At 62.8% G+C, this 24,436-nt stretch carries 20 protein-coding genes and 1 pseudogene; 10 read left to right on the top strand and 11 right to left on the bottom strand.

The window, feature by feature from the left end; translation table 11 throughout:
• Positions 1 to 17: 17 nt before the first annotated feature.
• Positions 18 to 797, bottom strand: coding sequence for a protein-disulfide reductase DsbD N-terminal domain-containing protein (locus tag MKZ35_RS21330; RefSeq protein WP_482515248.1), 780 nt, complete (start codon positions 795 to 797; stop codon positions 18 to 20).
• A gap of 153 nt (positions 798 to 950) precedes the next feature.
• On the opposite strand from MKZ35_RS21330, the gene MKZ35_RS21325 reads away from it, so the two are divergent.
• Positions 951 to 1,868, top strand: coding sequence for a carbon-nitrogen hydrolase family protein (locus tag MKZ35_RS21325; protein WP_482515247.1), 918 nt, complete (start codon positions 951 to 953; stop codon positions 1,866 to 1,868).
• Positions 1,869 to 2,080: 212 nt separating this feature from the next.
• Here the strand turns inward: MKZ35_RS21325 and MKZ35_RS21320 are convergent, their stop codons facing one another.
• The 3 genes from MKZ35_RS21320 to MKZ35_RS21310 all read right to left on the bottom strand — a co-directional run bounded on the left by MKZ35_RS21320 (position 2,081) and on the right by MKZ35_RS21310 (position 6,388).
• Positions 2,081 to 3,427: a POT family MFS transporter gene (locus MKZ35_RS21320; protein WP_482515246.1), complete on the bottom strand. Its 1,347-nt coding sequence runs from the start codon at positions 3,425 to 3,427 to the stop codon at positions 2,081 to 2,083.
• Positions 3,428 to 3,814: 387 nt separating this feature from the next.
• Positions 3,815 to 6,037: a S9 family peptidase gene (locus MKZ35_RS21315; protein ID WP_482515245.1), complete on the bottom strand. Its 2,223-nt coding sequence runs from the start codon at positions 6,035 to 6,037 to the stop codon at positions 3,815 to 3,817.
• Positions 6,038 to 6,208: 171 nt separating this feature from the next.
• Entirely contained in the window at positions 6,209 to 6,388 is a 180-nt protein-coding gene (locus tag MKZ35_RS21310; protein ID WP_482515244.1) for a DUF885 family protein, read from the bottom strand.
• A 9-nt stretch (positions 6,389 to 6,397) separates the two neighbouring features.
• Here MKZ35_RS21310 and MKZ35_RS21305 point away from each other — a divergent pair, with 9 nt between their 5' ends.
• From MKZ35_RS21305 to MKZ35_RS21280, 6 genes and pseudogenes are all read left to right on the top strand, one after another.
• Entirely contained in the window at positions 6,398 to 6,616 is a 219-nt protein-coding gene (locus tag MKZ35_RS21305) for a hypothetical protein (protein ID WP_482515243.1), read from the top strand.
• A 500-nt stretch (positions 6,617 to 7,116) separates the two neighbouring features.
• On the top strand, positions 7,117 to 7,740 hold the full coding sequence (locus tag MKZ35_RS21300; RefSeq protein WP_482515242.1) for a TetR/AcrR family transcriptional regulator: 624 nt from the start codon (positions 7,117 to 7,119) through the stop codon (positions 7,738 to 7,740).
• Between the two features lie 18 nt (positions 7,741 to 7,758).
• A complete protein-coding gene (locus MKZ35_RS21295; protein WP_482515241.1) occupies positions 7,759 to 9,168 on the top strand; it encodes a TolC family protein in 1,410 nt (469 codons plus the stop codon).
• Positions 9,169 to 9,201: 33 nt separating this feature from the next.
• Positions 9,202 to 10,281 carry an efflux RND transporter periplasmic adaptor subunit gene (locus MKZ35_RS21290; RefSeq protein ID WP_482515240.1) on the top strand — a complete coding sequence of 360 codons (1,080 nt, stop codon included), beginning with the start codon at positions 9,202 to 9,204 and terminating at the stop codon, positions 10,279 to 10,281.
• Between the two features lie 201 nt (positions 10,282 to 10,482).
• Positions 10,483 to 12,381, top strand: a pseudogene (locus MKZ35_RS21285) (efflux RND transporter permease subunit); the annotation flags it as partial.
• An 86-nt stretch (positions 12,382 to 12,467) separates the two neighbouring features.
• Positions 12,468 to 13,565 carry an efflux RND transporter permease subunit gene (locus tag MKZ35_RS21280; RefSeq protein ID WP_482515239.1) on the top strand — a complete coding sequence of 366 codons (1,098 nt, stop codon included), beginning with the start codon at positions 12,468 to 12,470 and terminating at the stop codon, positions 13,563 to 13,565.
• An 83-nt stretch (positions 13,566 to 13,648) separates the two neighbouring features.
• Here the strand turns inward: MKZ35_RS21280 and MKZ35_RS21275 are convergent, their stop codons facing one another.
• The 5 genes from MKZ35_RS21275 to MKZ35_RS21255 form a co-directional block, all read right to left on the bottom strand.
• Positions 13,649 to 14,260, bottom strand: coding sequence for a GNAT family N-acetyltransferase (locus MKZ35_RS21275; protein WP_482515238.1), 612 nt, complete (start codon positions 14,258 to 14,260; stop codon positions 13,649 to 13,651).
• A gap of 158 nt (positions 14,261 to 14,418) precedes the next feature.
• Positions 14,419 to 15,282 (bottom strand): hypothetical protein, encoded by an 864-nt coding sequence (locus tag MKZ35_RS21270; protein ID WP_482515237.1) that lies wholly within the window; start codon positions 15,280 to 15,282, stop codon positions 14,419 to 14,421.
• 2 nt (positions 15,283 to 15,284) lie between these two features.
• On the bottom strand, positions 15,285 to 16,172 hold the full coding sequence (locus MKZ35_RS21265; RefSeq protein WP_482515236.1) for an IPT/TIG domain-containing protein: 888 nt from the start codon (positions 16,170 to 16,172) through the stop codon (positions 15,285 to 15,287).
• 407 nt (positions 16,173 to 16,579) lie between these two features.
• Positions 16,580 to 17,284 carry a DUF1345 domain-containing protein gene (locus tag MKZ35_RS21260; RefSeq protein ID WP_482515235.1) on the bottom strand — a complete coding sequence of 235 codons (705 nt, stop codon included), beginning with the start codon at positions 17,282 to 17,284 and terminating at the stop codon, positions 16,580 to 16,582.
• Between the two features lie 290 nt (positions 17,285 to 17,574).
• A complete protein-coding gene (locus MKZ35_RS21255; protein WP_482515234.1) occupies positions 17,575 to 18,381 on the bottom strand; it encodes a DUF1223 domain-containing protein in 807 nt (268 codons plus the stop codon).
• Positions 18,382 to 18,887: 506 nt separating this feature from the next.
• On the opposite strand from MKZ35_RS21255, the gene msrB reads away from it, so the two are divergent.
• Positions 18,888 to 19,532 carry a peptide-methionine (R)-S-oxide reductase MsrB gene (msrB, locus tag MKZ35_RS21250; protein ID WP_482515233.1) on the top strand — a complete coding sequence of 215 codons (645 nt, stop codon included), beginning with the start codon at positions 18,888 to 18,890 and terminating at the stop codon, positions 19,530 to 19,532.
• 277 nt (positions 19,533 to 19,809) lie between these two features.
• On the opposite strand, the gene MKZ35_RS21245 is transcribed toward msrB, so the two are convergent.
• Positions 19,810 to 20,490, bottom strand: coding sequence for a tryptophan-rich sensory protein (locus tag MKZ35_RS21245; protein ID WP_482515232.1), 681 nt, complete (start codon positions 20,488 to 20,490; stop codon positions 19,810 to 19,812).
• 12 nt (positions 20,491 to 20,502) lie between these two features.
• Positions 20,503 to 22,959 carry a TonB-dependent receptor gene (locus tag MKZ35_RS21240; protein ID WP_482515231.1) on the bottom strand — a complete coding sequence of 819 codons (2,457 nt, stop codon included), beginning with the start codon at positions 22,957 to 22,959 and terminating at the stop codon, positions 20,503 to 20,505.
• A 167-nt stretch (positions 22,960 to 23,126) separates the two neighbouring features.
• Between MKZ35_RS21240 and MKZ35_RS21235 the strand changes: the two genes are divergently transcribed.
• Positions 23,127 to 23,813 carry a MarR family winged helix-turn-helix transcriptional regulator gene (locus MKZ35_RS21235; RefSeq protein WP_482515230.1) on the top strand — a complete coding sequence of 229 codons (687 nt, stop codon included), beginning with the start codon at positions 23,127 to 23,129 and terminating at the stop codon, positions 23,811 to 23,813.
• A 260-nt stretch (positions 23,814 to 24,073) separates the two neighbouring features.
• Positions 24,074 to 24,208: a hypothetical protein gene (locus tag MKZ35_RS21230; RefSeq protein ID WP_482515229.1), complete on the top strand. Its 135-nt coding sequence runs from the start codon at positions 24,074 to 24,076 to the stop codon at positions 24,206 to 24,208.
• The last annotated feature ends 228 nt before the right edge of the window (positions 24,209 to 24,436 follow it).

Raw genomic sequence — 24,436 nt, 5'->3', positions numbered from 1 at the left:
CAGCACTCGGGCGGTGGTCAGGGACTTCGGCTGGGGCGTGCCGGTAAAGCTGCGCGGGGTCGGGTACTCGTGCTCCTCCAGCAAGGCGATAAGAAGGCCAGCAGCCCAAATTGCCAGAGCCCTGGGCTGGGGGGCAAAACAGCCGTGGCCGCCCCACTGGCTACCGGCGCCGCTGCCCTCGGACCCGCCACCAGCGTAATCGGGGCGGCCACGGGTGACTGCTGGGGGGCAAAATTAGCAGGTCGGGGCGAGGGCAGCACCACCGGCCGCCACAGCGACGAAGTGGGGCGGGCCGCTTTGGGGTTGGCCGGCGAAGCGGCGGGGGCCGCGGCTGCTTTGGCCGTCACCGTGAAGGGGCCGAAGCTCAGGGAGGCATCGCCGGGTACGCACCGGCCGTCGGCATCGGAGCAGCTCTGATATTCGGCCTCGGCCTTGATGGTGAGCGGGCCCGGCTTCAGCACCCGAATGCGCTGGCGGATCTGGCCCGTCTGGGTAAAGTAAGCCACCTCCCCGTCGAACGTTTCGTCGTGGGCGTGCTTGGATTTAACTGATTTGGGCGCCCCCACCAGCACGTAGGCCGGGCTCTTGGTAAAGGTGAGCGTGAAAACCGCTGGCCCCACATTCGGGTCAAAATCGGTGGCGTAGAGGTGCCAGCCGGGCTGAATCCGGGCCTGGATGATCAGGTCCAGCTCGGTGCCGACCGCGGCGCTGGGCTGGCTGAGCGAAGCGGTGAGCTTGGTGGGCGTGAGCACCTGCGCGGCGAGCGGACCCGCCAGCAAGCTAAGTGCGCTCAGCAATAGGAGCAGAAGGGGGAGGAAATACGGGCCATGAGCGGAGGAAGCTGGGTTCGGGGGGTAGACGCGGCCGGCTTCGGTTCCTTACAAGGCTTACCGGCTTTTAGCCACCCTCGCTGTATCTTGCTCCGCTTGTGCCCGCTATTCTCTGATTGTATGCGCTTTACCGTCGCGGCCGTGCAGGCCGCTCCCGTCTACCTCGACTTATTTGCTTCCCTAGCCAAGGCCGAAGGGCTGATTGCCGAAGCCGCCGCCCGCGGCGCCCGCCTCGTGGTGTTTCCCGAAACCTGGCTGCCCGGCTACCCCGCCTGGCTCGACGTGTGCCGCGACGTGAACCTGTGGGATGCGCCGGCAGTCAAGCAGGTTTACCGCCGCCTGGTCGAAAACAGCGTGGTGGTGCCGGGGCCCGTCACGGACGCCCTCAGCGCCGCCGCCCGCACCCACGGCGTGGTGCTCAATATGAGCGTGCACGAGCGCGTGGCCGCCGGCCCCGGCCGGGGCACGCTCTACAACACCATGCTCACCTTCGACGCTGACGGCCGCCTGGCCCACGTCCACCGCAAGCTCATGCCCACCTACACCGAGCGCTTGATCTGGGGCCAGGGCGACGGGCAGAGCGTACAGGCTGCAGCCACCGCCGTGGGGCGCGTGGGCGGGCTCATCTGCTGGGAGCACTGGATGCCGCCGGCCCGCCAGCGCCTGCACGAGTCGGGCGAGGACGTGCACATAGCGGCCTGGCCCCAGGTCAAGGAAATGAACCTGGTGGCCAGCCGGCACTACGCCTTCGAGGGCCGCTGCTTCGTGGTGGCCTGCGGGGCCATTATGCACGTGCGCGACCTACCCCTGGAGTTGGAGCCCATGCCCGCCCTGCAAGATCAGCCCGATGCGCTGCTGCTGCGCGGGGGCAGCGTCATCATCGGCCCCGATGGCACGGTGCTGGCCGGCCCCGTCTTCGATGAGGAAGTTATTCTGACGGCCGAAATCGACCTGGCCCGCATCACCGAGGAGCAGATGACCCTGGACGTGACAGGGCATTACGCCCGACCGGATGTGTTCGGCCCCGGCCGGAGGTAGTAAAGGTGCAACGAGTACGGCCGCTTAGTTGCCTTTTTTTACAACCGGCTGAAGTACGATTATCTGTTAGCACTTGCGCACTTGTAGATAGTAGAGTAGAAACTAGCGGCGTAGCTAAGTTGCTTGCCGAGGCTCACCAGCCGGTTGCTTTTCCGGGGCCTGAAAAATTCAACCGGCGCGGCGAATCCGCTTCCGGTTCTCGCTGCCGCTACTCAGGCCCCGACGTAGATTTTCTCCCGCAGCCGCGCGGCCACCAGCGCAAACAGCGTGACGTTTACGGCCATCAGGCCCACAAAAAACCAGTAGTAGTTCGCGCCCTGAAACCGGGCGAAAAAGCCCCCCTCAGCAATGCTGGAATTCATTATACTCAGGAAGAAGTTGCCACCCGCAATGGTGAGCAGCCACAGCGCCGTAGTGAGGCTTTTGATGACCTGCGGTGAATGTGTGTAAGCGTATTCCAGGCCCGTGACGGCTACCATAAGCGTGCCGCCCGCCACCACAAAGTAGGCCAGCACCTGCCACCACACCGAGGGGTGGCCGCCACTATCGAGGCTATGCTGAATGCCAGCCACAATGGCCAGGGCCAGCGCCACGATGACCATGCCCGCGCCCATGCGCCGCAGCGGCGTGGCGCGCACCCCCATTCGCTCCAGGGCGGGATACACCCGGTACGTGAGCAAGGGGTTCAGCCCAATGCCGAACACAATGCCCAGAATCTGAATCTGTTCGGGCAAGGGCGTGAAGCCCGGCCACAGCTCCCGGTCGAGGTGGGCGGCTTGCAGCACCCATTCCGACACGCTTTGGTCGTAGAGGGCCCACACCACGGGGATAAAGATGAACACTACGCCCACGCGCCGCAGCGCCGCCCGGCCTTCCCCCGGCCCAAAGGTTTGGCGCAGGCCCTGCAACAGACCCGTGGGCGGTACCCGCACGTAGCGCCGGCGGCCCAGCCAGAAGGTGAGCGTGGCCACGCCCATTAGCAGGCCGGGCACGCCAAAGGCTACGGCGGGCCCGTAGCGGGCGTAGAGTTCCGGAATGAACGCCGTGGACAACGCCGCGCCCACGTCGATGGCCAACTGAAACCAGCCGTAGGCCTTGGGCAGCAGGTGAGCGTTGTGGCGGTCGAACTGGTCGCCGAGGTTGGCTGTCACGCTCGATTTGATGCCGCCCATGCCCACCGCCACCACCAGCAGCCCCAGGCGAAAGCCATCCAAATCGTCGACGAAAGCCGCCAGCAGGGCGTGGCCCACGCAATAGAGCAGGGAGAGGTAAAGAATCACGCGGTACTTGCCCACCACCCAGTCGGCCAGGAGCGCGCCCACCACCGGCAGCGCGTAGCCCAACGCCGCAAACGAGTGCACGAAGTCGTTGGCCCGGGCTTCGGCCACGGCGGTGAGGGCCGTATCGTGGCTGGGGTTGAAGAACTGCGCCACCAAGAATGTGGGCAGAATGGCCCGCATGCCATAGTAGCTAAACCGCTCGGCCACCTCGTTACCGATGATAAACGGTATCGCCTTTGGGAAGCGGGCAGTTTCGGCAGGGGCGGGAGGGGTGGGCATAGCGGCGAAGAACGAAGAAAAAAACGTTATTCCGATCATAACCACTGCGTCCTGCTGCGTGCCGCCTAAGCCTCCCTACCGCAATACTAAATCTCAGTAGAGCAGTTTCGGATTCAGTGAACAGGAGGTAGCGCGAAGCTTGGCGTTGCCGTCCTTCGGTTCTGCTTCGCGCACCGTTATTTAAGGGAACAAGTCGTGGAAAAAGCCCCCCAGCACGTCGTTCAACGATACACGAAGCAGAACCGAAGGACGGCAACGCCAAGCTTCGCGCTACATTCACCCGCTAGTCTGTACAGCAACTCCCAAACCGCTCTAGTTACGCCGTAGAGAAGCTGGGGCGGCCCGCAGCAGGACGCTCTTTCTACTTTGCTAGCCCCGTCCGCTCCCTTAGAGCACGGCGTTGCGCGGGTCGGGCTTAGGCTTCATTTCATAGTCATGCGGCGGCTGGGCGCCGGCCAGGTGCTGCACAAAGTAGTCCCAGCGACGGCGCGTCATGTAGGGCGAGTAGGCGCCGTAGCCGTGGGCGGCATTCGGAAACACCACCAGGTCGTAGCTCTTATTGGCTTTGGTGAGAGCCTCTACTAGGAGCAGGGTGTTGGCGGGCGGTACGTTGTCGTCCATCAGGCCGTGGGCCAGCATCAGCTTGCCTTTTAGATTTTTGGCGAAGGTGGCGTTGGCCTGGTTGTCGTAGTTGGTGGTGCCGTCGGGGTTGGTTTTGAGCAGGCCGATGTAGCGCTCGGCCCAGTCGTCCTCGTAGTTGCGGTTTTCGTGGTTGCCCGATTCGGAGATGCCCACCTTAAAGAAATCGGGGTAGCGGAACATGGCCGCGGCCGTGGCGTAGCCGCCGCCCGAGTGGCCCCAGATGCCGGCCCGGTTCAGGTCGATGTAGGGGTACTTCTGCGCCAGCTGGCGCATGCCGGTTACCTGGTCCGAAAGCGTGTTTTCGGCCATGTTGCCGTAGCAGGCGTCGTGGTAGCTTTTGGAGCGCAGCGGGTTGCAGCTACCCTCAATCACCACCACCACGAAGCCCAGCTCGGCCAGCGCCTGGTGGTCGGACCGGGCCGCCGAGAACGACCAGCTGCCCACGCCGCCGCCCTGGGGGCCGGGGTAGATGTAGTTGATAATCGGGTACTTCTTGGCCGGGTCCAGCGTCGTAGGCGTAAACATCAGCCCGTAGAGGTCAATCTGGCCATCCTGTGCTTTCACCGTGATGGGCGTGGGCGCCTTCCAGCCAGTGGCGGTGAGGCGGGAAATGTCGGTCTTTTCCAAGGCCGTCACCAGCTTGCCATCGGCGGCGCGCAGCAGCGTGGCGCCAGGGCGGTCGGGCTGCGAGTAGGTGTCGATAAAATAGCCCCCCGAGGGCGAGAGCGTGATCTGGTGGTTGCCGGCCTCCGGCGTGAGCAGCGTCAGGTGCTTGCCGTCCAGCCCAATGCGGTAGAGGTGAGTGAAATACGGGTTGCCCGGCTCACGCCCATCGGCCAAAAAGTAGAGCTGGCGCTTCTTTTCGTCCACTTTCAGGAGCTGCGTCACCACAAAGTTGCCTTTGGTAATCTGCTGCTTCACCTTGCCGGTGGTGGCATCATAGAGGTAAAGATGGCCCCAGTTGTCACGCTCCGAGTACCAGATTACCTCCTTGGTTTTGGGCAGGTAGCGCCAGTTGATAGCGCCCTGGCCCGACTCGTACTGCGTGGCCACGGTTTCCTCGAATACGTCACGAACGGTGCCGGTCGCGGCGTCGGCCACACGCATTTTCGCCTGCTTGTGGTCGCGCGAAGTCGAGACGAAGGCCAGCTGGCTGCCATCGGGGCTCCAGTCCACGTCGTCGAAGGTGCCGCTGCTGGAAATGTCGTCGGAGAGCGAGCCGCGGTGCGGGTCGGGTGCCATCTGAAAGCGCACCACTTTCGGGGTGTTCACTTCCACAATCACCCGCTCGATGGTGGCGATGTCCTTGTCGCCGGGCAGCGGGTACTTCCACGCTTTCAGCGTGGGCTTGCCGATGTTGGTGGTCACCAGGTACATGTCGCTCACGTTGCGCTGGTCCTGCCGGAAGGTGGCAATCTTGCGCGAGTCGGGCGACCAGCGCAGCACCGGCTTGTCGCTGTGGGTCCAGCCGGCGTTGTCGGTGGCGTAGCCGTAGTCCTTGGCGCCGTCGGTGGTGAGCTGGGTTTTCTGGTTGGTTTTCGTGTCGCGCACCCATAGGTTGTAGTCCTGGATGTAAGCAGCCAGCTGGCCGTTGGGCGACTCTATTTCATTTTCGGCGTTGGGGCTGGGCTTCGCCGCGGGGTCGGCATCGGGGCTCACTTGCCCGTTGGCCACGTCGTACTTCCAGCTTTTGCCCCCCGCCGCGAAAGAAATACTCTTTTCATCGGGCGAGAACGTGAGGGTGCGAAACGGCAGCCGGTTTGCGTCGTAGGTTTTGCCGCTGGCCGTGGAGAGTGCGGCGGCGAGCTGGGCGTGGTCAAAAGCCGGTTTGCGGGTCTTGCGGGCCGGGTCCACCAGCACAAACTGGCTGCCCTGGGCCGTCATTACGCGGTACCAAAACCGGTCGTTGGCCTGCCAGTGCGGCCGGTCGGTGGTGCCGTCTACCAGCGCCTGGGTGTTGTAGCCCATAAACCGCTCGGCCCGGGCATAGTCCTGGTCGGTGAGGGCGGGCTGCTGGGCCGAAGCCGCAGCAGTAACAAAAAGGTTGCGGCCGTGAAAAGGGCCGGTATGTACTTAGGCATAAGCAAGGAGGAAAACAGGCTAAGAGTTAGTATCATTTGGAAGCGAAAGGTAACGGGCTTATTGCTGCCGCGCCGCCCACGCATCCATCTTGCGCTCCAGCAAAGCCAGGGGCATGGCGGCGCCGGCCAGCAGCTCGTCTTGAAAGGAGCGCAAATCGAACTTCTTGCCCAGCTGCTTTTCGTATTTGGCGCGCAGCTTGAGCTGGCCGATTTTGTAGCTCAGCGCTTGGCCGGGCATAGCCATGTAGTGCTCAATTTCGGCGGTGGCGGGTTGGAGTATTTGCCGGCCGTGGCCCGCCAGCTCTACCAAAGCCGGGACCTGGGCGAGCCCTTCGACTTCTTAACGTGGTTTGAGTACGCCCCCGCCGACGAAGCCAGGTTTGAGGAGCTGCTCACCCGCCTGCGTAGCACCCCGGAATGGAAATACGTCGACCGGGAAATTGACATCCGGTTGGTGAGGTTCTAGGGGGCTTTTTTGGGCGAGCCGTTGTCCGGTGGGTCAGTAAATGCGTCGTTTATATATCGCATTTAGCAACCCAGGTCGCGGAGCGATTTAGCACTAGCCGCTAGTGCTAAATCGCTCCGCGACCTGGGTTTGCTAGAGTCAAACAAGCAGCTGTCCGAGGGAACTAGCAGGGTTAGAGCTTGGGGTATAGTCGTCGGTTTCGTTTGAATAAAGTGTTTCCCTAGCCGCTTGTATGCAAGACCTGCTCGTTCAGTCGCTCGTTGGCCCTGCACCACGTCCGCATTCAACTCGTCATTGACATGCATGACCGCCAACTTGCCCCGGTCTAATAGCACCGCCTAGTTTACCACCGCCAAAAAAGTCAAAATCGGTAAAACAACTGTTGCCATCCCCAACCCTTTGTTTGCCGCACGCAGCAATTCAAAAAATATCAGCCATTCATAATTATAATGAACAGTGTTCATTATATTTGGGGCGTAATCTAACTTTCTCTTATCCCCGTGGGCATCGCCGAGCGTAAAAAGCGCGAAAAAACCGAACGCCGCCAAGCTATTCTGGACGCGGCGCAGAAGTTGTTTGTCGAGCAGGGCTTCGAGAAGGTGAGTATGCGCAACATAGCTGATGCCATCGAGTACAGTCCGGCCACCATCTACCTGTACTTCAAAGACAAAAACGAACTGCTGTTTGCTTTGCAAAACCAGGCCTTTGGCCGGCTGGCCCAGGAATTTGAATCGGTGTTTGGCATCCAGCACCCCGCCGAGCGGCTCAGCGCCATTGGGCATAAGTATCTGGCCTTTGCCTTCGCGCATCCCGAGCTTTTTGAGTTGATGTTCGTCATGAACGGCCCGATGGAGGCCGTGAAGGCTAAAGGCGAGGCGCAGCCGTGGGCCAGCGGCCGGGCGGCCTTCGACCGCGTGGTGCGGGCCATGCAGGATGGCATCGATGCGGGCGTGTTTCACCACCCTGATGCCGAAGTGGCCGCCATGCTGGTGTGGGCCCAGGTGCATGGCCTGGCGACCCTGTATTTGAGCAACCGGCTGATGATATTCTCCGAGGAACGCCGCCAGACCATTCTGGAGGAGGCGATGAATCTGTTTAATCAGGTACTGCACCATGGTCTTTAACCTTTTTTTGCCCGTGTTATGAACACTGTAATGTTTCCTATCAGTGGTAATAAAGCCTGGTTTGGCAGGGCTTTGCTGCTGGCTGCCGCCATGCTACTGGGCGCGCCCGCGCAGGCCCAACTGCCCAACCGCACCCTACAGGGATACGTGGACCAAGGGCTGGCGCAAAACGTGGCGCTCCGTCGGGAGGGCATCGCTGTAGCCGGCGCGGCTCAGCGGGTGCGGCAGGCGGGGGGCCTTTATCAGCCCCAGGTGCAGGCAAGCGCGAGCTACACGCTGGCCAGGGGCGGGCGCACCGTTGATTTCCCGGTCGGCGACCTGCTCAATCCGGCGTACCGTACCCTGAATACGCTGACGGGCACCAATGGCTTTCCCCAGCTGACCAATCAATCCATCCAGTTCCTGCCGGATAATTTCCAGGAAACCAAAGTCCGGATTATCCAGCCCCTGTTCAATTCGGACATCTACTACAACTACAAAGCCCAGAAGGAGCTGCTCTCGGGGCAGCAAGCCCGGCTGGCGGCCTACCGCAACACCCTGCGCCATCAGATTGAGGTGGCCTACTATCAGTATTTGCAAGCCGTGGCGGCCGTGGCCGTGTATCAAACCACCGCCCACACCCTGGTCGAGCTACTGCGCGTGAACCAGGCCCGGCTGGCGGCCGGCCTCACCACCAACGACGCGGTCTACAACACCAAGGCCCAGCTCGCCGGCAACCAGCGCGACCTGGCCACCGCCGCTAACCGCCGCCAGCTGGCCCGCACTAACTTCAACTACCTGCTCAATCGGCCGCTCGACGACAGTATTGTGGTTGAAGAGCCCACCAGCACAACCCTGGCCGCACCAGCCGAAGTCGACCTAACCGCCCTGCGCGCGGCGGCCGTGCAGCAGCGCCCCGAGCTTGAGCAGCTGGCTCGCGCCGAAGCAGCCAGTGCCCTGGGCCTGCGCCAGCGCCGGGCCGCCCGCCAACTACCGCAAGCCAGCTGGGTAGCGGACCTGGGCTACCAGGGCTTCGGCTACCACTTCGATGTGCCGCAGCAGCGCTTTCAGTTTATGCAGTTTGCCTTGAGCTGGGACTTGTTCCGGGGCGGCATCCGGCGAGCGGAGGAGCAGCTGGTCCGCCTGGCCCTGGACGACGTGCAGGCCCAGCGCGCCGACCTCGTGCAGCAGCTGCAATTGCAGGTCACGCAGGCGTATGATAACCTGGCCTCAGCCCGCGAAGCCAGCACGGCCGCCGCCGCTGCCCAGCTCAACGCCGAGAAAAGCTATGCCCTCGTGCGCCGCCGCTACCAGGAAGGCCAGGCCATCGTGCTGGAGTTGCTCGACGCCACCGCCCGCCAAACCACTGCCCAGCTGGCCCGCACCATCGCCGGCTACGACGTCTTCATCCGCGAGGCGGAGCTGCGCCAGGCGCTGGCGGCTGAATAATGCCGTGAGTATTCACTTTTAAGCTGTCTTGTTATGAATGCGTCGCCCTTTTCTTTTTGCCGAATAATTAGCCTGGGCCTGCTCGCAGGGGGCTGCCACCGGGCTGGGCCCGCCACCGAGCCCCCGGAGCTAGCCGCCGCGGCTACCGACCATGTGGTGGTGTCGCTCGCGCCCGTGCGCCGGCAGGTGCAGGCCCAGTCCGTGGAAGCATCCGGCCAGCTCAGCAGCGAAACTGAAGCCCGGCTGTCCTTCAAGACCGGTGGCCTAGTGCGCCGTATCCTGGTACAGGAAGGCGATTACGTGCGCCGGGGCCAGCTGCTGGCCGCCCTGGACCTGACCGAAATCAGCGCCCAGGTAGCCCAGGCCGAGCAAGCCCAGGCCAAAGCCCGCCGCGACCTCGACCGCTTCAACCGGCTGCTGGCTGACTCGGCGGCCCCGCTCGAAGCGGTGCAGAACCTGCGCACCGCCTACGCCGTGGCCCGCGAGCAGGCCCGCATCGCCCGCTTCAACCAGCAGTATTCCGAAATCCGCGCCCCCGTGGCCGGGCGCGTCGTGCGCAAGCTGCTCAACGAGGGCGAGCTGGCCGCGCCCGGCACGCCGGTACTGTTCATGAACGCCACAGTCGGCGCCACCTGGGTGCTGAAAGCCGGCGTGGCCGATAAGGACTGGGCGCGGCTGCAAGCCGGCGACCCGGCCGCCGTGGCGCTCGACGCCTACCCCGGCGAGGCGTTCACGGGCCAGGTCAGCCGCCTGGCTCAGGGGGCCGATCCGGCTACCGGTACCTGGCAGGTGGAAGTGCGCCTGCGACCCCGCGCCGACGCCCGCCTGGCCACCGGCCTCTTTGCCCGCGCCACGCTGCACCCGCAGCGGCAGACAACCTATCAGGTTATTCCAGCTGAAGCCCTGATTGAAGGCGAGGGTGAAATGGCCTCGGTATTCGTGCCCGCCGGACCGGGGCCAGCGGAAACCCGCCGGGTGCGCAAAGCCCCCATTCGGGTCGCGTTTCTGCAGGGCTCCGACGTGTACGTGCGCCAGGGACTCGACTCGCTGCCGCAGGTAGTCGCCCGCGGGGCGGGCCTGCTCACCGAATATTCCACGATTAGCGTGCGCTAATTCTGAAGCTATCAAGTAGTGCAAAAAATCATTTGGAACGTCATGCTGAGCGGAGTCGAAGCATCTCTACCGAGTAGTAATCTCAATCGTTACTCAACGAAGCAGTAGAGATGCTTCAACAAGCGGACGCCAGATCAAGCATGACCGGCTGACGACTTTCTAAACAGCTTCACCTTTCCTAGATCTAAACTCTCACCAGCCATGCGCCGCTTCATTGAGTTTTTCGTTCGCAACCGCTCTTTCACGCTCATTCTGTTCGTGGCCCTGTTGGCGCTGGGGGGCAATTCGCTGCTGACCATGCCCCGCGGCGAGGACCCCGAGGTGGATTTCCCCAACTTCACGGTGGTGGTGGGGAACCCCGGCGCGTCGCCGGCCGACATTGAAGACCAGATTGTGCAGCCCATTGAAAAACGGGTGAACGAGCTGGACAACATCAAGAAAATCAACTCCACTGCCGCCGACGGGCTGGCCATCATCTCGGTTGAGTACGACTTCAGCGTGAAGCCCGACGACAAGTACCAGGAAATGGTGCGCGAGATGAACGCCGTGCGGCCCGAGCTGCCGGCCAGCATCCAAAGCCTGGACATCAAGCGGTTTCAGTCGTCCGACGTGAACGTGTACCAGTTTGCTTTGCTGGGCCCCAACGCCTCGTATGCGGAGCTCGAAGCCTACGCCGAGCGCCTGCAGGACGAGCTGGAAAAAGTGCCGGCCATCAAGAAAGTGGACACCTGGGGCTACCCTCAGCGCGAGGTGCGCGTGGCCCTGAACGTGGAAAAGCTGCGCCAAAGCAACATTCCCGTCAACGCCGTGCTCGGCGCTTTGCAAAGCGAAAACCTCAACATCCCCGGCGGCAGCGTGGAGGCCGGCACCCGGCGCTTCAACGTGAAAACCAGCGGCGACTTTCGTAGCCTGGCCGAAATCGGCAGCACCGTGGTGGCGGGCGCGGGCGGGCGCATCGTGCGGCTGCGCGACGTGGCCGACATCCGCTACGACTACGAGGAAGCGCGCCACCTCACCCGCCTCAACGGCGTGCGCGGGGTGCTGGTGACGGCCAGCCAGAAAACCGGCCAGAACATTTTCGACCTGCGGCGGCAGGTGGCGCCCCGCGTGGCGGCCTTCGAAAAAACGCTGCCCGCTACCATCCGCCTGGTCACCAGCTTCGACCAGTCGCAGAGCGTGGCGCGGCGCCTGGGCCGGCTCAGCAAGGACTTCGGCCTGGCCATTCTGCTGGTGAGCCTCACGCTGCTGCCCCTGGGCTGGCGGGCGGCGCTGGTGGTCATGATTTCCATTCCGCTCTCGCTGAGCATCGGCCTGTTTTTGCTCGACGCGCTGGGCTTCACCATCAACCAGCTCAGCATCGTGGGGCTGATTGTGGCCCTGGGCATCCTGGTGGACGACGCCATCGTGGTGGTGGAAAATAGTGAGCGGTTTTTGCGCACCGGGCAGGAGCGCGTCAGCGCCGTGATTGATTCTACCAGCCAGCTGGCACTGGCCGTGATTGGCGTGACCGTAACCCTCATCGTGGCCTTCATTCCGCTGCTCAACCTGCCGGCCGGGGCGGGGGCATTCATCCGCAGCCTGCCGCTGGCCGTGGTCACGGCCGTGACGGCTTCGCTGCTGGTGTCGCTTACCATCGTGCCGTTTCTGGCCAGCCTACTGCTGCGGGCCGCGCCCGACCCGCGCGGCAACGTGTTTCTGCGGGCGCTCAACCGGGGCGTGGACCTGACTTACGGCCGGCTCATGCACTGGGCGCTGGGCCACCCCAAATCGGCCCTGCTGGTGGCCTTCGGGCTGGTGGGGGCGGGGCTGACGGTGGTGCCGAGCATTGGCTTCAGCTTGTTTCCCAAGGCCGAAAAGCCGCAGTTTCTGGTCAACATCGAAATGCCCAACACGGCCGGCCTGCCCGAAACCGACCGCGTGGCCCGCGACGTGGAGCGGGTGCTGGCCCGCCACCCCGACATCACCTACTACACCACCAACGTGGGCAAGGGCCAGCCCCCCATTTACTACAACGTGGTGCAGCGCAACGAGCAGCCCAACTTTGCGCAGATCTTCGTGCAGTGCACGGCCGAAACCTACGACGAGAAAAACGCGCTGGTGCAACGCCTGCGCCGCGAGCTGGCGGCTTACCCCGCCGCTCGCGTCGAGGTCAAGGATTTTGAGCAGGGGCCACCCTGGAAGCGCCCGTGGCGGTGCGCATCTTCGGCGACAACCTCGACACGCTGCGCCGGCTCTCGCTGGCGGTGGAGCGGGAGCTGCGCCTGGTGCCGGGCACCACCTACCTCTACAACCCCATCGCCACCCGCGCTACCGACCTCAAAATCGAGATTAACAAGGAAAAAGCCGGCCAGCTCGGCGTAGCTACGGCCGACCTCGACCGCACCGTGCGCCTGGCCCTGGCCGGCCTGCGAGCCGCCGACCTCACCCTGGGCAACGGCCAGGACAAGCTGCCGGTAAACGTGACGCTGGCCCGGGCCGGGGGCTTTGCGCGCCTCGACGTGCTCGACCGCCTCGCGGTGGGCAGCGCCACGGGCCAGGCCGTGCCCCTGCGCGCGCTGGCCGACGTGCGCTTCGAAACTGCCGCGCCCGCCATTCGCCACCTCGGTCGCGCCCGCTACACCACCGTTAACGCCTTCGCCCAGGACGGCTACCTGTACGCCGGCCTGCAAGCCGCCGCCGAAAAGCGGCTCGCGGCCCTGAAGTTTCCGGCCGGCTACCACTTCGAGATGGCCGGCGAGCAGGAAAACAAGAACGACTCCTTCGCCGGCTTCGGCACCACGGTGCTGCTCACGGTGTTCGCCTTCGTGCTGGTGCTGGTGCTCGAATTTGGCTCGCTCAAGAGCGTGCTCATCGTGTTGTCGGTTATTCCCTTGGGGGGCATTGGTGGGGTGCTGGCGCTGTACTTCTCGGGCAACACGTTTTCGTTCACGGCCCTCATCGGCTTCATTGCCCTCGTCGGCATCGAAATCAAGAATTCCATCCTGCTGGTCGATTACACCAACCAGCTGCGCGAGCAGGGCGTGCCGCTGAACGAGGCCATCGAGCAGGCCGGCGAGACGCGCTTCATTCCCATTCTGCTGACCACGCTCACCGCCATCGGCGGGCTGATTTCGCTGGTGCTGGAGCCCGCCCCGCTCTACACGCCGCTGGCCCTGGTGCTTATCGGTGGGCTGCTCTCCTCGCTGCTGCTCTCGCGCATTGTCACCCCGGTACTCTACAAGCTCTTTCCACCCGAGATAAAGCAGCCCGCTACAGTGGCTTCGCCCGCCCTTGCGGTGGCCTGATGCTCGCTCCCTGCTTATTTGTGACGCGTTATACGCCAAACGCCAAGACCTGGTGCCGGGGTACGCAGAAAGGTGGCTCCGAGCTATGCCGACGAAGCGTTGGGCAACTGGTCCGGCCCCCGCCGCAGACCCGCCAACCCGCGCTGAAACCCGAGAAACTGCCGGTATTCGGGCTTTGTCGGGTACACCAGCTGAATCATGGGGCCGTAGTTGGCTTCCAGCAGCATGGTCTGAATCAGGTAGCCAAAGGATTGAATCAGAAAGCCGGCTTTGAGTTTGGGCACGAGCACGGCGTTGTTGTCGCTGTGGTGAATGCTGGTTAGAAACTGAAAGCCCAGGTCCGTGACCTGCTGGATGATGAAGCGCAGGAAGGCCGAGTAAATGCCCCGATTTTGGTAGGCAGGCAATACGCCCGTATTAGCCATAAAGTACTCTAGCTCGCTGCGCTGCAGGCCGTAGTGCCAGCCAATGGGCTCGTCGTCGGCGAGCAGCAGAAAATACTGGTGCAACAGCTGCCCCAGATTGTGCTGTAAGCGTGCCTGCTTGGCTTGTTCCGCCTCGCTCAGGAGCCCGGCCAGGGAAGGAGAATCCTCGTGCAGAAAGACGGCTTGGTGGTGTTCTTGGAAGACGGCCTCCCACTGCTCGGCCTCAACGACGGCTACGTAATACTGGTCGAATAAATGAATCTTGTTCACGGGAAGATGGGTAAGGTGCTTGAGCGCCTGGAGTGGAATTGTTCAAATGATGGTGGTCACAGCAGTAAGCTTTTGTTTGCCTCAGCGGCCAGATTGCCCCAATGGTCAATCAGTAAACAGTCTCTACATTTTCCCCGCCAACGCAAACCTATTTACACTCACCATTCCCACGCCACTCCAAAGGTGTACTGGCTGCCCGAGTACACGTTGCGTAGCTTCCCGAAGCCCACGGCCCAATCGGCGGTGGTGGAGAGTTTTTTGGTCAGGGAATAGCTCGCGCCCAGGCCGGCCGTGGAGTAAGCCACGCCTTCGCCCAGCCCGATGGTGCCAAACTGGGTAAGGTCGGGGGCGCGCACGTTATCGAGGGTACGAGCCTGGGCCGTGAGCCACAGCTTGTTGAACGGCTGGTAGCCCACCTGGCCACCGTAACTGTACTGATCGGTGAAGCCGCCGGTGCGCTTGTTGTAGCCGATGCTCAGGGTGAAATAGGCCGGCCCCACACTGTGCGAGAGAGCCGCGCGCGACCACAAGTTCCATTCGCCGTCGCCGGTGGGCAGGCGCAGAAAAGTGCTGGGGTCGTCGCGGCTGATGCCAAACTCATTGGGATTACCCAGCGGTGCTTCTACGGCCAGGCCCACCGCCAGGGGCCATTTTCCCGTCAGCAGGCCATAGCGCAGCCCCACCTCCGGGTCGCCGACACCCTGGCCGGGCGAGAGCCCAGGGAAGGTAGCGCGCCGAAAAAACGGAAAACTGATGGTGGCTTCCAGGCGGTCGGTGAGGCCGTATTCTCCGTAGAGACTATACACCTGCTGCCGAAACTGGGAAGTAGTGATGGTGCCCCCCGTGAGCGGGTGATACTTATCCGTGCTGACCGTCGTCAGGCCGACTTTTGCGTAGCCTTTCTTCTTTTTGCGGGTCCAGCCACCCCCGGCCACGGTGGGGGTGGTGGCCAGGAGCCAGAGGGCCAGCCCCAGCAGGGGCCAGCGCCGGGAGCGGGCGGAAAGTAGTAGGGCCGTGGTCATACCTATTGGAGCTGAGCGGCGCCGAAGTTGACCTGGACCGGGTCGCAGTGAATGATGACGTGGGTAAACCCGGCGGCACTACCCGGAATAGCTAAGCTTTGCGCCCCTTCGCGGGTGATGGTGCCTACCCGCAGCACATTATTCGGGTTGGCGGTGCGCTGGCTGCGAATAGAGGCGCTGGACATGGCCAGATACACCCCTAGGGAGCCCGTATGGAAGTCGGTGCGGAAATTGGCATCGAAGCGGACGAATTCGGTGCCGGCCGCGTCGCGGTCAATGGCCAGCGTACCGCTGCTGGGTACGCCGCCCTGGGGCATCATGGTGCCCGTGCGCAAAGTGGATGGCCCGGCAACGACCACCGCAAACGAAGTGGCGCTGCTAGCCGTGCCCGTGGGCGTAACGACGGTCAATACGCCGCTGCCGGGGCTGATGCTACCGGGTATCGACACCGAGATGGCCGATGCTGATAGGACTGTAAAGCCGGGCAGGCTGGTGCCGTTGAAGGTGACGGCCGTGGCCCCCGTAAAATTGGTGCCCGTGATGGTGAGAAGCGTGCCCACTGAGCCCGTAGCGGGCAAAAAGCCCGTGAGCGTAGGCGCCGAGGAAGCAGTGGGCGGAGTAAGCGCTACCGTGCCCCTTACCGCCACGCTACGGGCCGGGCTGCCGGGACTACTCACCTCGATATTGCCCCCCAATGAACCAGCCGCCGCCGCCAGCCGCACGTACACCACCCCGACAGCCCCCACGGCCGGCGCCATCGAAACGGTCGGCGCGTAGGACGCGGCCGGGTCCAGGGCCAGCTCGAAGCCGGCTGGGGCCGTAGCGCTGATACGGTCGGTAAGGGCCGTGCCGCTCACCGTGAAGCTCTGGGCCGCCGAAGCCGCACCCACCCACCCGCTGAAATCAGGTAAGCTAGCCGGCGCTACCGTGAGGGTAGGACTGGGGGGCGTTTTTACGGGGTCGGGGGTCCCTTATAGCGGTTTCGCGAACAGTGAATCCATTATGATGTAGAGACGCAACATGTTGCGTCTCGTCGTTGAACGGCAGTTCGCGACAGTCAACATCAGCAACGGCGAGACGCAAAATGTTGCGTCTCTACAATACCGACATACCGTTCGCGAAACCGCTATATTTCTTTGTTGCAGGAGCTCAGGCTTACTAGCAGAGCGAGCATGGCCAGTAGAAATGAACGGCGGAAAAGTCGCATGAGGCAGAGAGTAAAAGAGAGTAGAAACGAGCGGCCAGGCCGGGCACCGCGCGGCGCGTTGGGAGAAGCAAAACCAGGTAGCACGAAGCGCTACAGCACGCCCACCAGGCCGCTGATGCTCACGGCAACCACGGCCGTATTGAAGCCGAAAGAAAGTAAGCCGTGGAGCAGGGTAGCCCGGCGCAGCACCGGAGAGGTGATGTTCACGTCGGCGGTTTGGGCCGTCATGCCCACCACAAAGGCGTAGTAAGCAAAGTCGAAGTAAGCGGGGCGGGGCGAGCCGACGGGAAACGTGAGTCCACCGGGCTCGGGGCCGGCATCGTAGTAAAGGTGAGCGTAGCGCAGGGTAAATACCGTGTGCAGCAGCAGCCAGGCCGACACGACGCCGGTCACGGCCAGCACCACGTGCAGGGTACGAATGCTGGGGGGCAAACTAGGCATCATGCCTGTGCTCAGCAGCAGTCCCACCGCCGAGAGGCTGCACGCCACGGCTACCGGCACAAACACAAAGGCCACCGCCCGCCCCGGCGACTCGCGGGCGGCCACGGCGCGGGTGTGGCCCGCGTCGGCGGTACTCACAATGCACCAGATCAGTGCCAGGGAAGTGAGCGCAAAGGCATCCCAGGCCGCCACGGCCCGGCCAGCCACGGGCAGCTCAGCCGGGACAAGCCAAAAAGCAACCACCCCGGCCAACAAAGCCGCCCCAAACCGGAGGCGCACGGGCCAGCTCCCCGCCCGCCGCAGTACACGGAAGGAAAGCGAGTGGCTAGGAGCCGGCGGTAGGGACGACGACATGGTGGTGGGGTTGAGGTAATGGGTGTGGGTTTGGGGGGCAGCTTGTGGTTGAAGAAAAAATTTAGAGCTGTCGAATCGTATCAACTGGCAACCTGCCTGGAAACTTATGTAAAGCTCCTCAACTCAACTTGAAGTTGTTTCGGAGTTGGTGTAGATCTTGGCGAGCGGCAGTAGCGCGAAGCTTCCGCTTCGCGTATCGTTGAACGACCAGCAGCAGAACGCCTGAACAACTAAACAACGATACACGAAGCGGAAGCTTCGCGCTACTGCCCCAGCGACCCCGAAACAACTTAATTGCGGGAGCTAACTACCTGGCTGCCAAGTGGCAGGCTGGCCGCGCCCACGATGTGGCGCGAGGCTTTTTCCTGCACCAGCACCACGGCGCGCAGGTTCTGAGTTTTCCACTGGGCGTCCAGGTTCAGGGGCGTCGTCGTGGTGAAGGTACCGTTGGCGGCGATGCTGCCAATGGGGCGCAGGGTGCGTACCACGGAGGCGTGGCGCAGCAGGCGGCCCGAGTTTTCGCCCCGGCCTACCTGGGAAGAAAGACCGGTTTCGGTGAGGGCCAGCACCACCTCGGACTGCTTGGTGCCGGCGGGCAGGTTGGCTACGCTCACTTGCAGGCTGCCATTGGCGGCCCGCACGACGCCCACGGTGGCGCGGGGTGCTTTGGCGGCTTTTACAATGGTTTCGGCTAGCTCTTGGCGGCGGCTGCCCACAAATTGGTATTGACCATTAACCACCGCCTGGGGGGTGTAGGAGCCTTCCCCGAAACCAGTCGCGTAGTCGCGCTGGCGCTGGGTGAAGGCCGCCGAGGAGAACGGGTCTTTCCAGCCTAGGCGGTTCCAGTAGTCAACGTGCTGGCCCAGGGCAATAACTTCTACGCCATTCAGCGATTGGGTGCTTTCCAGCTCGCGCAGGGCGGCATCGGCCGAAGGGCAGCTGGAGCAGCCTTCGGAAGTAAATAATTCGACGACCACCGGCACATTGCTCACCGCCGCATTGGGCTCCATGGGCAAGTGGGCCGAGCGGGAACTGATGAGCAGCGCGGCCGAAGCGGCGGTAAAGAAAGGCAGGAGGGCAAGGGCAACACGTTTCATAAGAAAAGACGATAGAGGGGAAACAACGCTGTTTCGATTAGCTAGACGACCAGGCGGAATGAACCTTACAGCTACAAAAAAATACCGGCCTGAATATATCGGCCGGTGGTAAAAATGCCCCCCAGCGGCCGGAGCCAGCGCTGTCAGGCGGCAAGCGGTAGGGGGAACTGAATAGGCGGAACCACCGCCTTACTCCAGAATAGTTTCGATGGAGATACCCGGCTCCGGCCAGGCGCCCCACTAAAAAGGTGCCCTGGCATACAGCCTTTACCTGGGTAGGAAGCGGAAGTTGATTGGTATTTGACATGGTAAAAAAGTAAGAAAGATTCCCTGCTGTTCGCTACGCCGGTCTTGGCCGCAGCTAGGAAAGCAGAGCCGGCAGCAACTGTTGGACCTTCCACTTATGGGGCAGCTTTTAAGAAGAATACATGCCAACGTGGCCGAACGCTACTATCTCATTATCAGTCAGAAAACGATAGTAAATCAACTTTTTTGCTCGCGGGTGTATGGAACCAGTCGTTGCCGCGTCTACCCCGGCGGCAGGTCGTTCTGCCGAGGGCCGCCAGGCCTTTTTCTCTTTTTCTGCTCACTTCAACCCCCTTACCATGCGACGCTTCCTGCTCGTGCTCCTTTGCTCCTTCTTGTTTGTGTCCGTGTGGTCGCAGACGCAATTTTCCAGGGTTTTCTCGGCGCGCCCGGTCGTAGCAACCGGCGATACCAAGTATCCGCAGCCTAAACCCGTGACGGGCAAGCCCGATGAGTTTCCGGTGCGCAAAACCGACGCCGAGTGGCGCCGGCAGCTCACGCCCGCTCAATACTTTATTCTGCGCCAGGAGGGCACTGAGCGGCCCTTTACCAACAAGTACCACGACAACCAAGAAAAGGGCCGCTATTACTGCGCCGCCGACCACAACCTGCTCTTTTCCTCGGAGCGCAAGTTTGACTCGGGTACCGGCTGGCCTAGCTTCTGGGCCCCGGCCACCGAGGGCAGCCTGAAAGTAAAATCGGACCGCAGCTTGGGCATGGGCCGCGACGCCATTGTGTGCGCTCAGTGCGGCGGCCACCTCGGCCACGTCTTCAACGACGGCCCCGCGCCCACCGGCCAGCGCTACTGCATGGATTCGGATGCCTTGGTATTCGAGAAAAACTAAGCCCGCCAGGCAGCGGTATTTGCCCCCCAGGCAGTGCCGCTGCTGGCTGCATGGCTTCGTTTCATTGCCTATACTCCCCACGTATACGCCTATGATGACGCGGGCTGGGCAAATACACCTTCGCCGCGCAATAACCCTTGCGCCGCAGCGGCTTACGCCCGCTACGTCGGCCCGAACACCCCGTTCGCGGCAGCTGTCTGGTCCGCTTAGAATAGTTTTTCGCCCCGTTGTTTCCAAAAAGCTTAGTTGTAACAGCGTGGAAAAATTCGACTTGATTTTAAGTCACTTTCCCGCCGCGCTCTAACGCCCTAACGGGGGCTTGCGCCAAGGGAGCGGCCGTGCCGAAGTACGCATCGGGGTTGCGCAGAGCCTGGTAAATGGCTGTGGTGGAGCCGTAGCACGTCCAGGCCGCGATGGGCAGGTAGGCGAAGGGCAATTGCGGGTCGCCCGAGCGGCGGGCCAGCCCCCAACTGGCCACAGCGGCGCCGGCGTCGGCCAGCGTCCACATGGCCAGTAGTATCGGACTGCGCCGCTGGAAATAGGCGGGCCCGAACGTCACGAAATCCAGCCACAGTACGCCTTGCAAAGCCAGCAGGGTGCGGCGGTGAGGGAAGGTTGCAGGGGCATTCAGCAACCGCAGACCACCCCAAGTCAGGGCGACATTATTAACGGGCCAGACCAGCGGGAAAGCCACGCCCGGCGGCGACCATACCGGCGACTTCTGGGTTTCATAAAAGGCGATGTCGGCTTGCCGCTGCCGCTTCGACCACCGGGTCAGGGCCGTGGCGCCAATCAAAAAGGCAAGTCCGTGCCACCAGCGGTAACGCGGATGGGCGGCCCCCGGAGCCGGCGTGGGCGCATTTAAACTAGGGTTGGTCATGTGATTGAGGAAAAAGGGTGATTGGGAAAAAAGCAACAAATCCAGCACGGCCATAACCCGGTCTTGGAAGTCGTTCATGGTACCGCCGGGCTAAAACTCCAGGATGAAGCCCACCGTGGGCGTGACCAGCGGGTCGTTGTTTTTCAGCAGCGTGGGAATGGCATTCGCGCCATCCGGCCGGATGGGCTGCCCGTCGGTGGTGGCGAAGCCCGTGTTATCGGCTTGGCGCTGGAACGTGTAGTCCGGCAGGCCCGGGTTGCGCAGCACAAAGGCATTCTGCACGTCCAGGAACACATCCAGCGACAGGCGCTTCCAGTTCAGGCGCTTATTGAGCCGGTAGTCGAACTGCTGGAAATTGCCCAGCCGCAGGGTGTTCAGCTGCCCGTAATCGAGCACCCCCCGCCCGGCGGCCAGGTAGCTGGCCTGGGAGGCAGCCGCGTCGTAGGGCGTGTAGGGCGAGCCGCCCGCGAAGCGGTACTTGAAGCCCATTTCCCAGCCCTTGTTGAACTTGCGCCCCAGCAGCGCCGAGGCCAGGAAGCGCGAGTCCCAGGCCGACGGCACGTACGCGCCGCCCCGCCCCGTAAACTCGGAGCGGAAGCCGGTGAGCGAGAGTACGGCAAACACCTTGCGGGTGAGCTTCTGCTGAAAGAAGAACTCCAGCCCGTAGGCCCGGCCCTGGCCGGTGCTGGTGACGGCCTCGTTGCCGATGGCCGTGAAGTCGCTGCCCAGGTTGGCCAGGCTGATGCCGTCGCGCACGGTCACGGGGTAGGCGTCGTATTTTTTGTAAAAGCCTTCCAGTGTGAAGCGCGTAGCCGGGGCCGGCAGCCACTCCAGCCCCGCCACGTAGTGGTCGGAGCGCAGGTAGCGGTTGCCTTGGTTGACCAGGGTGCCCAGCGTATCGCGGAAGCCCAGCACCGTGTTGATGGGAATTTTGTAGTAGCGCCCCACTGAGGCGTTCAGGTTCAGGGTGGGCAGCAGGGCGTAGCTGGCCGAGAGACGGGGCGAGAGCGTGCGCCCGAGTTGCCGGCCCTGCGTGGTGAAGGAGTTGCCATCGGTGCGCAGCCCGGCCGAGACGGTGAGCCGGTTGCCGGGCAGGAAGGACCGAGTGAGCTGCCCGAACCCGCCGAAACGGAAATAGTCGATGCTGCTCTGGAAGCGGACGACCACCCCCGGCACCAGCAGCTGCCCCTGGCCATCGAGCACGGGTTGGCGCAGGCGGTTGAAGAAGCGGTTGTCGTACTGCATGTACTGGCCCATCAGGCCGTAGCTGTACTGCCAGCCGCCCGCCGTGCCGTTCACGTCGGCCCGCAGCTTGGTTTCGGTTTCGCCCGACCGGGTGAGCAAGATGCGCTGGCTTTCGTCGCTCGCCCGGCCGTCCTGAAACTGGTCGAGCCGATTGTCCTGCTGCGTCCGGCTCACGGCCAGGTTCACGTAGCCCTTGCTGATAAGGTGGCGCAGGTTCAGGCCCACCGTGTAGTTCCACTGGTCGATGGTCGGGTTCGAGCGCAGAATAAACTCTTTCTCGGGCGTTGACTTTTTGGGCACGCCTAGTTCAAAGTGGTCCAGCGCCCCGATGCCCAAGGTGGTCAGGGTCGTTTTGGGGCTGAGCTTGGTCGTGGTTTTGAATTGCGCGTCCCAGTAGCCGGGCCGGATGGGAATATCCAGGGCCTGAAACAGAAATTGCAGGTACGAGCGCCGGGCCGAGGCCAGAAAGGTGGTCTTCGGGCCCAACGGGCCTTCCGTGGTCAGGGCTACTTCGGTGGCCGAGGTGCGCAGGTTGCCCTGCAACCGGTCGGGGTTGCCCTCGCGCTGGCGGAACTGCAGCACCGACGAGAGCGGATTGTCGTAGCGGGCCTGAAAGGCCGAGGTGCTCAGCGTCACGTCTTCCAGAAAGCTGACGTTGAGAATGCCCGCCGGCCCACCCGCCGAGCCCTGGGTCTGAAAGTGGTTGATGACCGGCACCTCAATACCGTCGAGGTAGTACACGTTTTCGTTGGGCGCGCCGCCGCGGATGACGATGTCATTGCGGAAGCCCGCCGTGCCACCCGTGCCGCCGCCGCCCACGCCGGGCAGCGTTTGCACCACCTTCGAGATGTCGAAATTGCCCCCCGGGTTGCTTTTGATTTCTTCCGTGTTGATGCGCTGCACGCTGAGCGGTGTTTCGGGCGTGGCCACCCGAATGGCGCGGCTGGCCACCACCGTCACTTCGCTCAGCGCCTGCGCTTCGGCCGCCAGCTCCAGGTCGATGACCAGGCCGTTGCCGCTGCCCACCACCACATTGGCCCGCAACAAAGGCGCGTAGCCAATAAACGTGGCCCGCAGGTTGTAGCTGCCCGCCGGCACGCCGCTCAGGCGGTAGCGGCCGGTGCCGTCGGTGGCCGTGCCGAGCGCGGTGCCTTCCAGCAGCACCGTGACGCCGGGCAGCAGCTCCTGCGTGGCCCGGTCGCGCACCACGCCGGTCAGGCTACCGGTGCTTTGCCCCCATGCGGAGCCGGGAAGTAAACAGAGCAGCCAACCGGCTAGCAGGAGTGTGGAGTTGAGTTTCATAAGCGGGTTGTTTTATTTTGAAAACAAAGTAACGGAATAATATTTGTTTTGTTTACAAAATAAATTAACTTTGTCAGGACCCCTGCCCGTAACCCTATTTTCGTTGGCCCTCGGGCCGGATTCTGGTGTTAGCTGGTAGTTTCGCCGACTGCTTTTCTTCGCTCCGTATGAACTACACCCTCCTCAAACAAGTCCTGCCCCTGCTCGAAGAATTCCAGGCCTCGGCCCCGGCGGCCTCCTCCGCTCCCGCCGGAGCACGCGAGGAACCCCGGGAACTGGAAGCCTTCAGCGCGTGGCTACAGCTGCGCGTGTCGCCCCCGCCCCAGACCTTGGCGGTGGCCCGCCTGCCCCGCCACGAGCTGGAGGACGATGCCACGGTTATTGGCCAGATGGTCACCTTTCTCTACCGCTACCTGCGCGCCTACTCGCGCCTGGCCCTGACCGATTCGCCGCTGCTGACCTACGATGACTTCACGTACCTGGCCACCACCTTCAGCCGCCAGCCGCTGACCAAAACGGAGCTGATTCGGCATAATATTCACGAAACCCCGACCGGCAACGAAGTCATCAAGCGCCTGCTGGCCAACGGCTTTATCGCGGAAGCGGCCAGCACCACCGACCGCCGCAGCAAGCTCCTGACCGTGACGCCCGCCGGCCAGCGCGTGCTGTTTGCCAGCTTCGGCCCCATGAGCCAGCTGGCCCAGCTCGCGGCCGGCACCCTCACGCCCTTCGAGCGCCAGCAGCTGGTGTACCTGCTGCAAAAGCTCGATGCGTTTCATCATTCCATCTTCGCCGAATCGCGCCCGGCTACCTTTGCCCAGCTCATCGATCAGCACCTGCCCCCAACCCCGTAGCTGTATAGTCCCAGAGCGTGGTGATGTATTTTTGGGGCTGGAATTTAGAGCGACTCTATTCTATGGGGCAAGTACGCTACGGCAGCGCCCGCACAACTGAGGCAGGCCGGCGCGCTATCTAACACCGTCGGGGAACCCTACACCAGTTCGGCAACAACTACAGCCCCCTGTGGGATGCTCACCTCAACGCCTGGACCAATGAGGCTATCCGGGCCGGCAAACGGCGCCGCATCCGCTGCATCGAAGACCTGGCTAGCCTGGTGCAGCAGGGCTACGTAACCAACTTTGCCGGCAACATGGGCGCACCCAACGGCTTTATAGCCGGACTGAAGCCAACCAGGGTTATCATCAACTGCCCCGTAATGGCCCAGCCCGCCGAGTCTCAGGTCCGGTAGCGGCGCTGATATTATAGCAGCTGCGTTGCATTATATGAGCTTACAAGCTAGGTATTACTTCCGCAAAAAAAGCCCCCCAACGCTGCGTTGGGGGGCTTTTTTTGCGGAAGTAATACTAGGGTGTTGATAAAACTAGCCAATACTGGCAAGGCCAAGTGAGTTAATTCAAAACCAGCCTTTCGGGCAGGGAGCCCAGCAGATAGGTGCGGGTCCAGCGCAGATCCAGGG

The sequence above is a fragment of the Hymenobacter sp. R533113 genome (assembly GCF_056835965.1).
This window is presented reverse-complemented; position numbering and strand designations above follow the sequence as displayed.

Coding starts and splice junctions, on each gene's coding strand:
- MKZ35_RS21325 (WP_482515247.1), top strand. CDS start 951: ATGCGCTTTACCGTCGCGGCCGTGCAGGCCGCTCCCGTCTACCTCGAC.
- MKZ35_RS21320 (WP_482515246.1), bottom strand. CDS start 3,427: ATGCCCACCCCTCCCGCCCCTGCCGAAACTGCCCGCTTCCCAAAGGCG.
- MKZ35_RS21315 (WP_482515245.1), bottom strand. CDS start 6,037: ATGGGCTACAACACCCAGGCGCTGGTAGACGGCACCACCGACCGGCCG.
- MKZ35_RS21310 (WP_482515244.1), bottom strand. CDS start 6,388: ATGCCCGGCCAAGCGCTGAGCTACAAAATCGGCCAGCTCAAGCTGCGC.
- MKZ35_RS21295 (WP_482515241.1), top strand. CDS start 7,759: ATGAACACTGTAATGTTTCCTATCAGTGGTAATAAAGCCTGGTTTGGC.
- MKZ35_RS21290 (WP_482515240.1), top strand. CDS start 9,202: ATGAATGCGTCGCCCTTTTCTTTTTGCCGAATAATTAGCCTGGGCCTG.
- MKZ35_RS21270 (WP_482515237.1), bottom strand. CDS start 15,282: ATGACCACGGCCCTACTACTTTCCGCCCGCTCCCGGCGCTGGCCCCTG.
- MKZ35_RS21260 (WP_482515235.1), bottom strand. CDS start 17,284: ATGTCGTCGTCCCTACCGCCGGCTCCTAGCCACTCGCTTTCCTTCCGT.
- MKZ35_RS21255 (WP_482515234.1), bottom strand. CDS start 18,381: ATGAAACGTGTTGCCCTTGCCCTCCTGCCTTTCTTTACCGCCGCTTCG.
- msrB (WP_482515233.1), top strand. CDS start 18,888: ATGGAACCAGTCGTTGCCGCGTCTACCCCGGCGGCAGGTCGTTCTGCC.
- MKZ35_RS21245 (WP_482515232.1), bottom strand. CDS start 20,490: ATGAACGACTTCCAAGACCGGGTTATGGCCGTGCTGGATTTGTTGCTT.
- MKZ35_RS21240 (WP_482515231.1), bottom strand. CDS start 22,959: ATGAAACTCAACTCCACACTCCTGCTAGCCGGTTGGCTGCTCTGTTTA.
- MKZ35_RS21235 (WP_482515230.1), top strand. CDS start 23,127: ATGAACTACACCCTCCTCAAACAAGTCCTGCCCCTGCTCGAAGAATTC.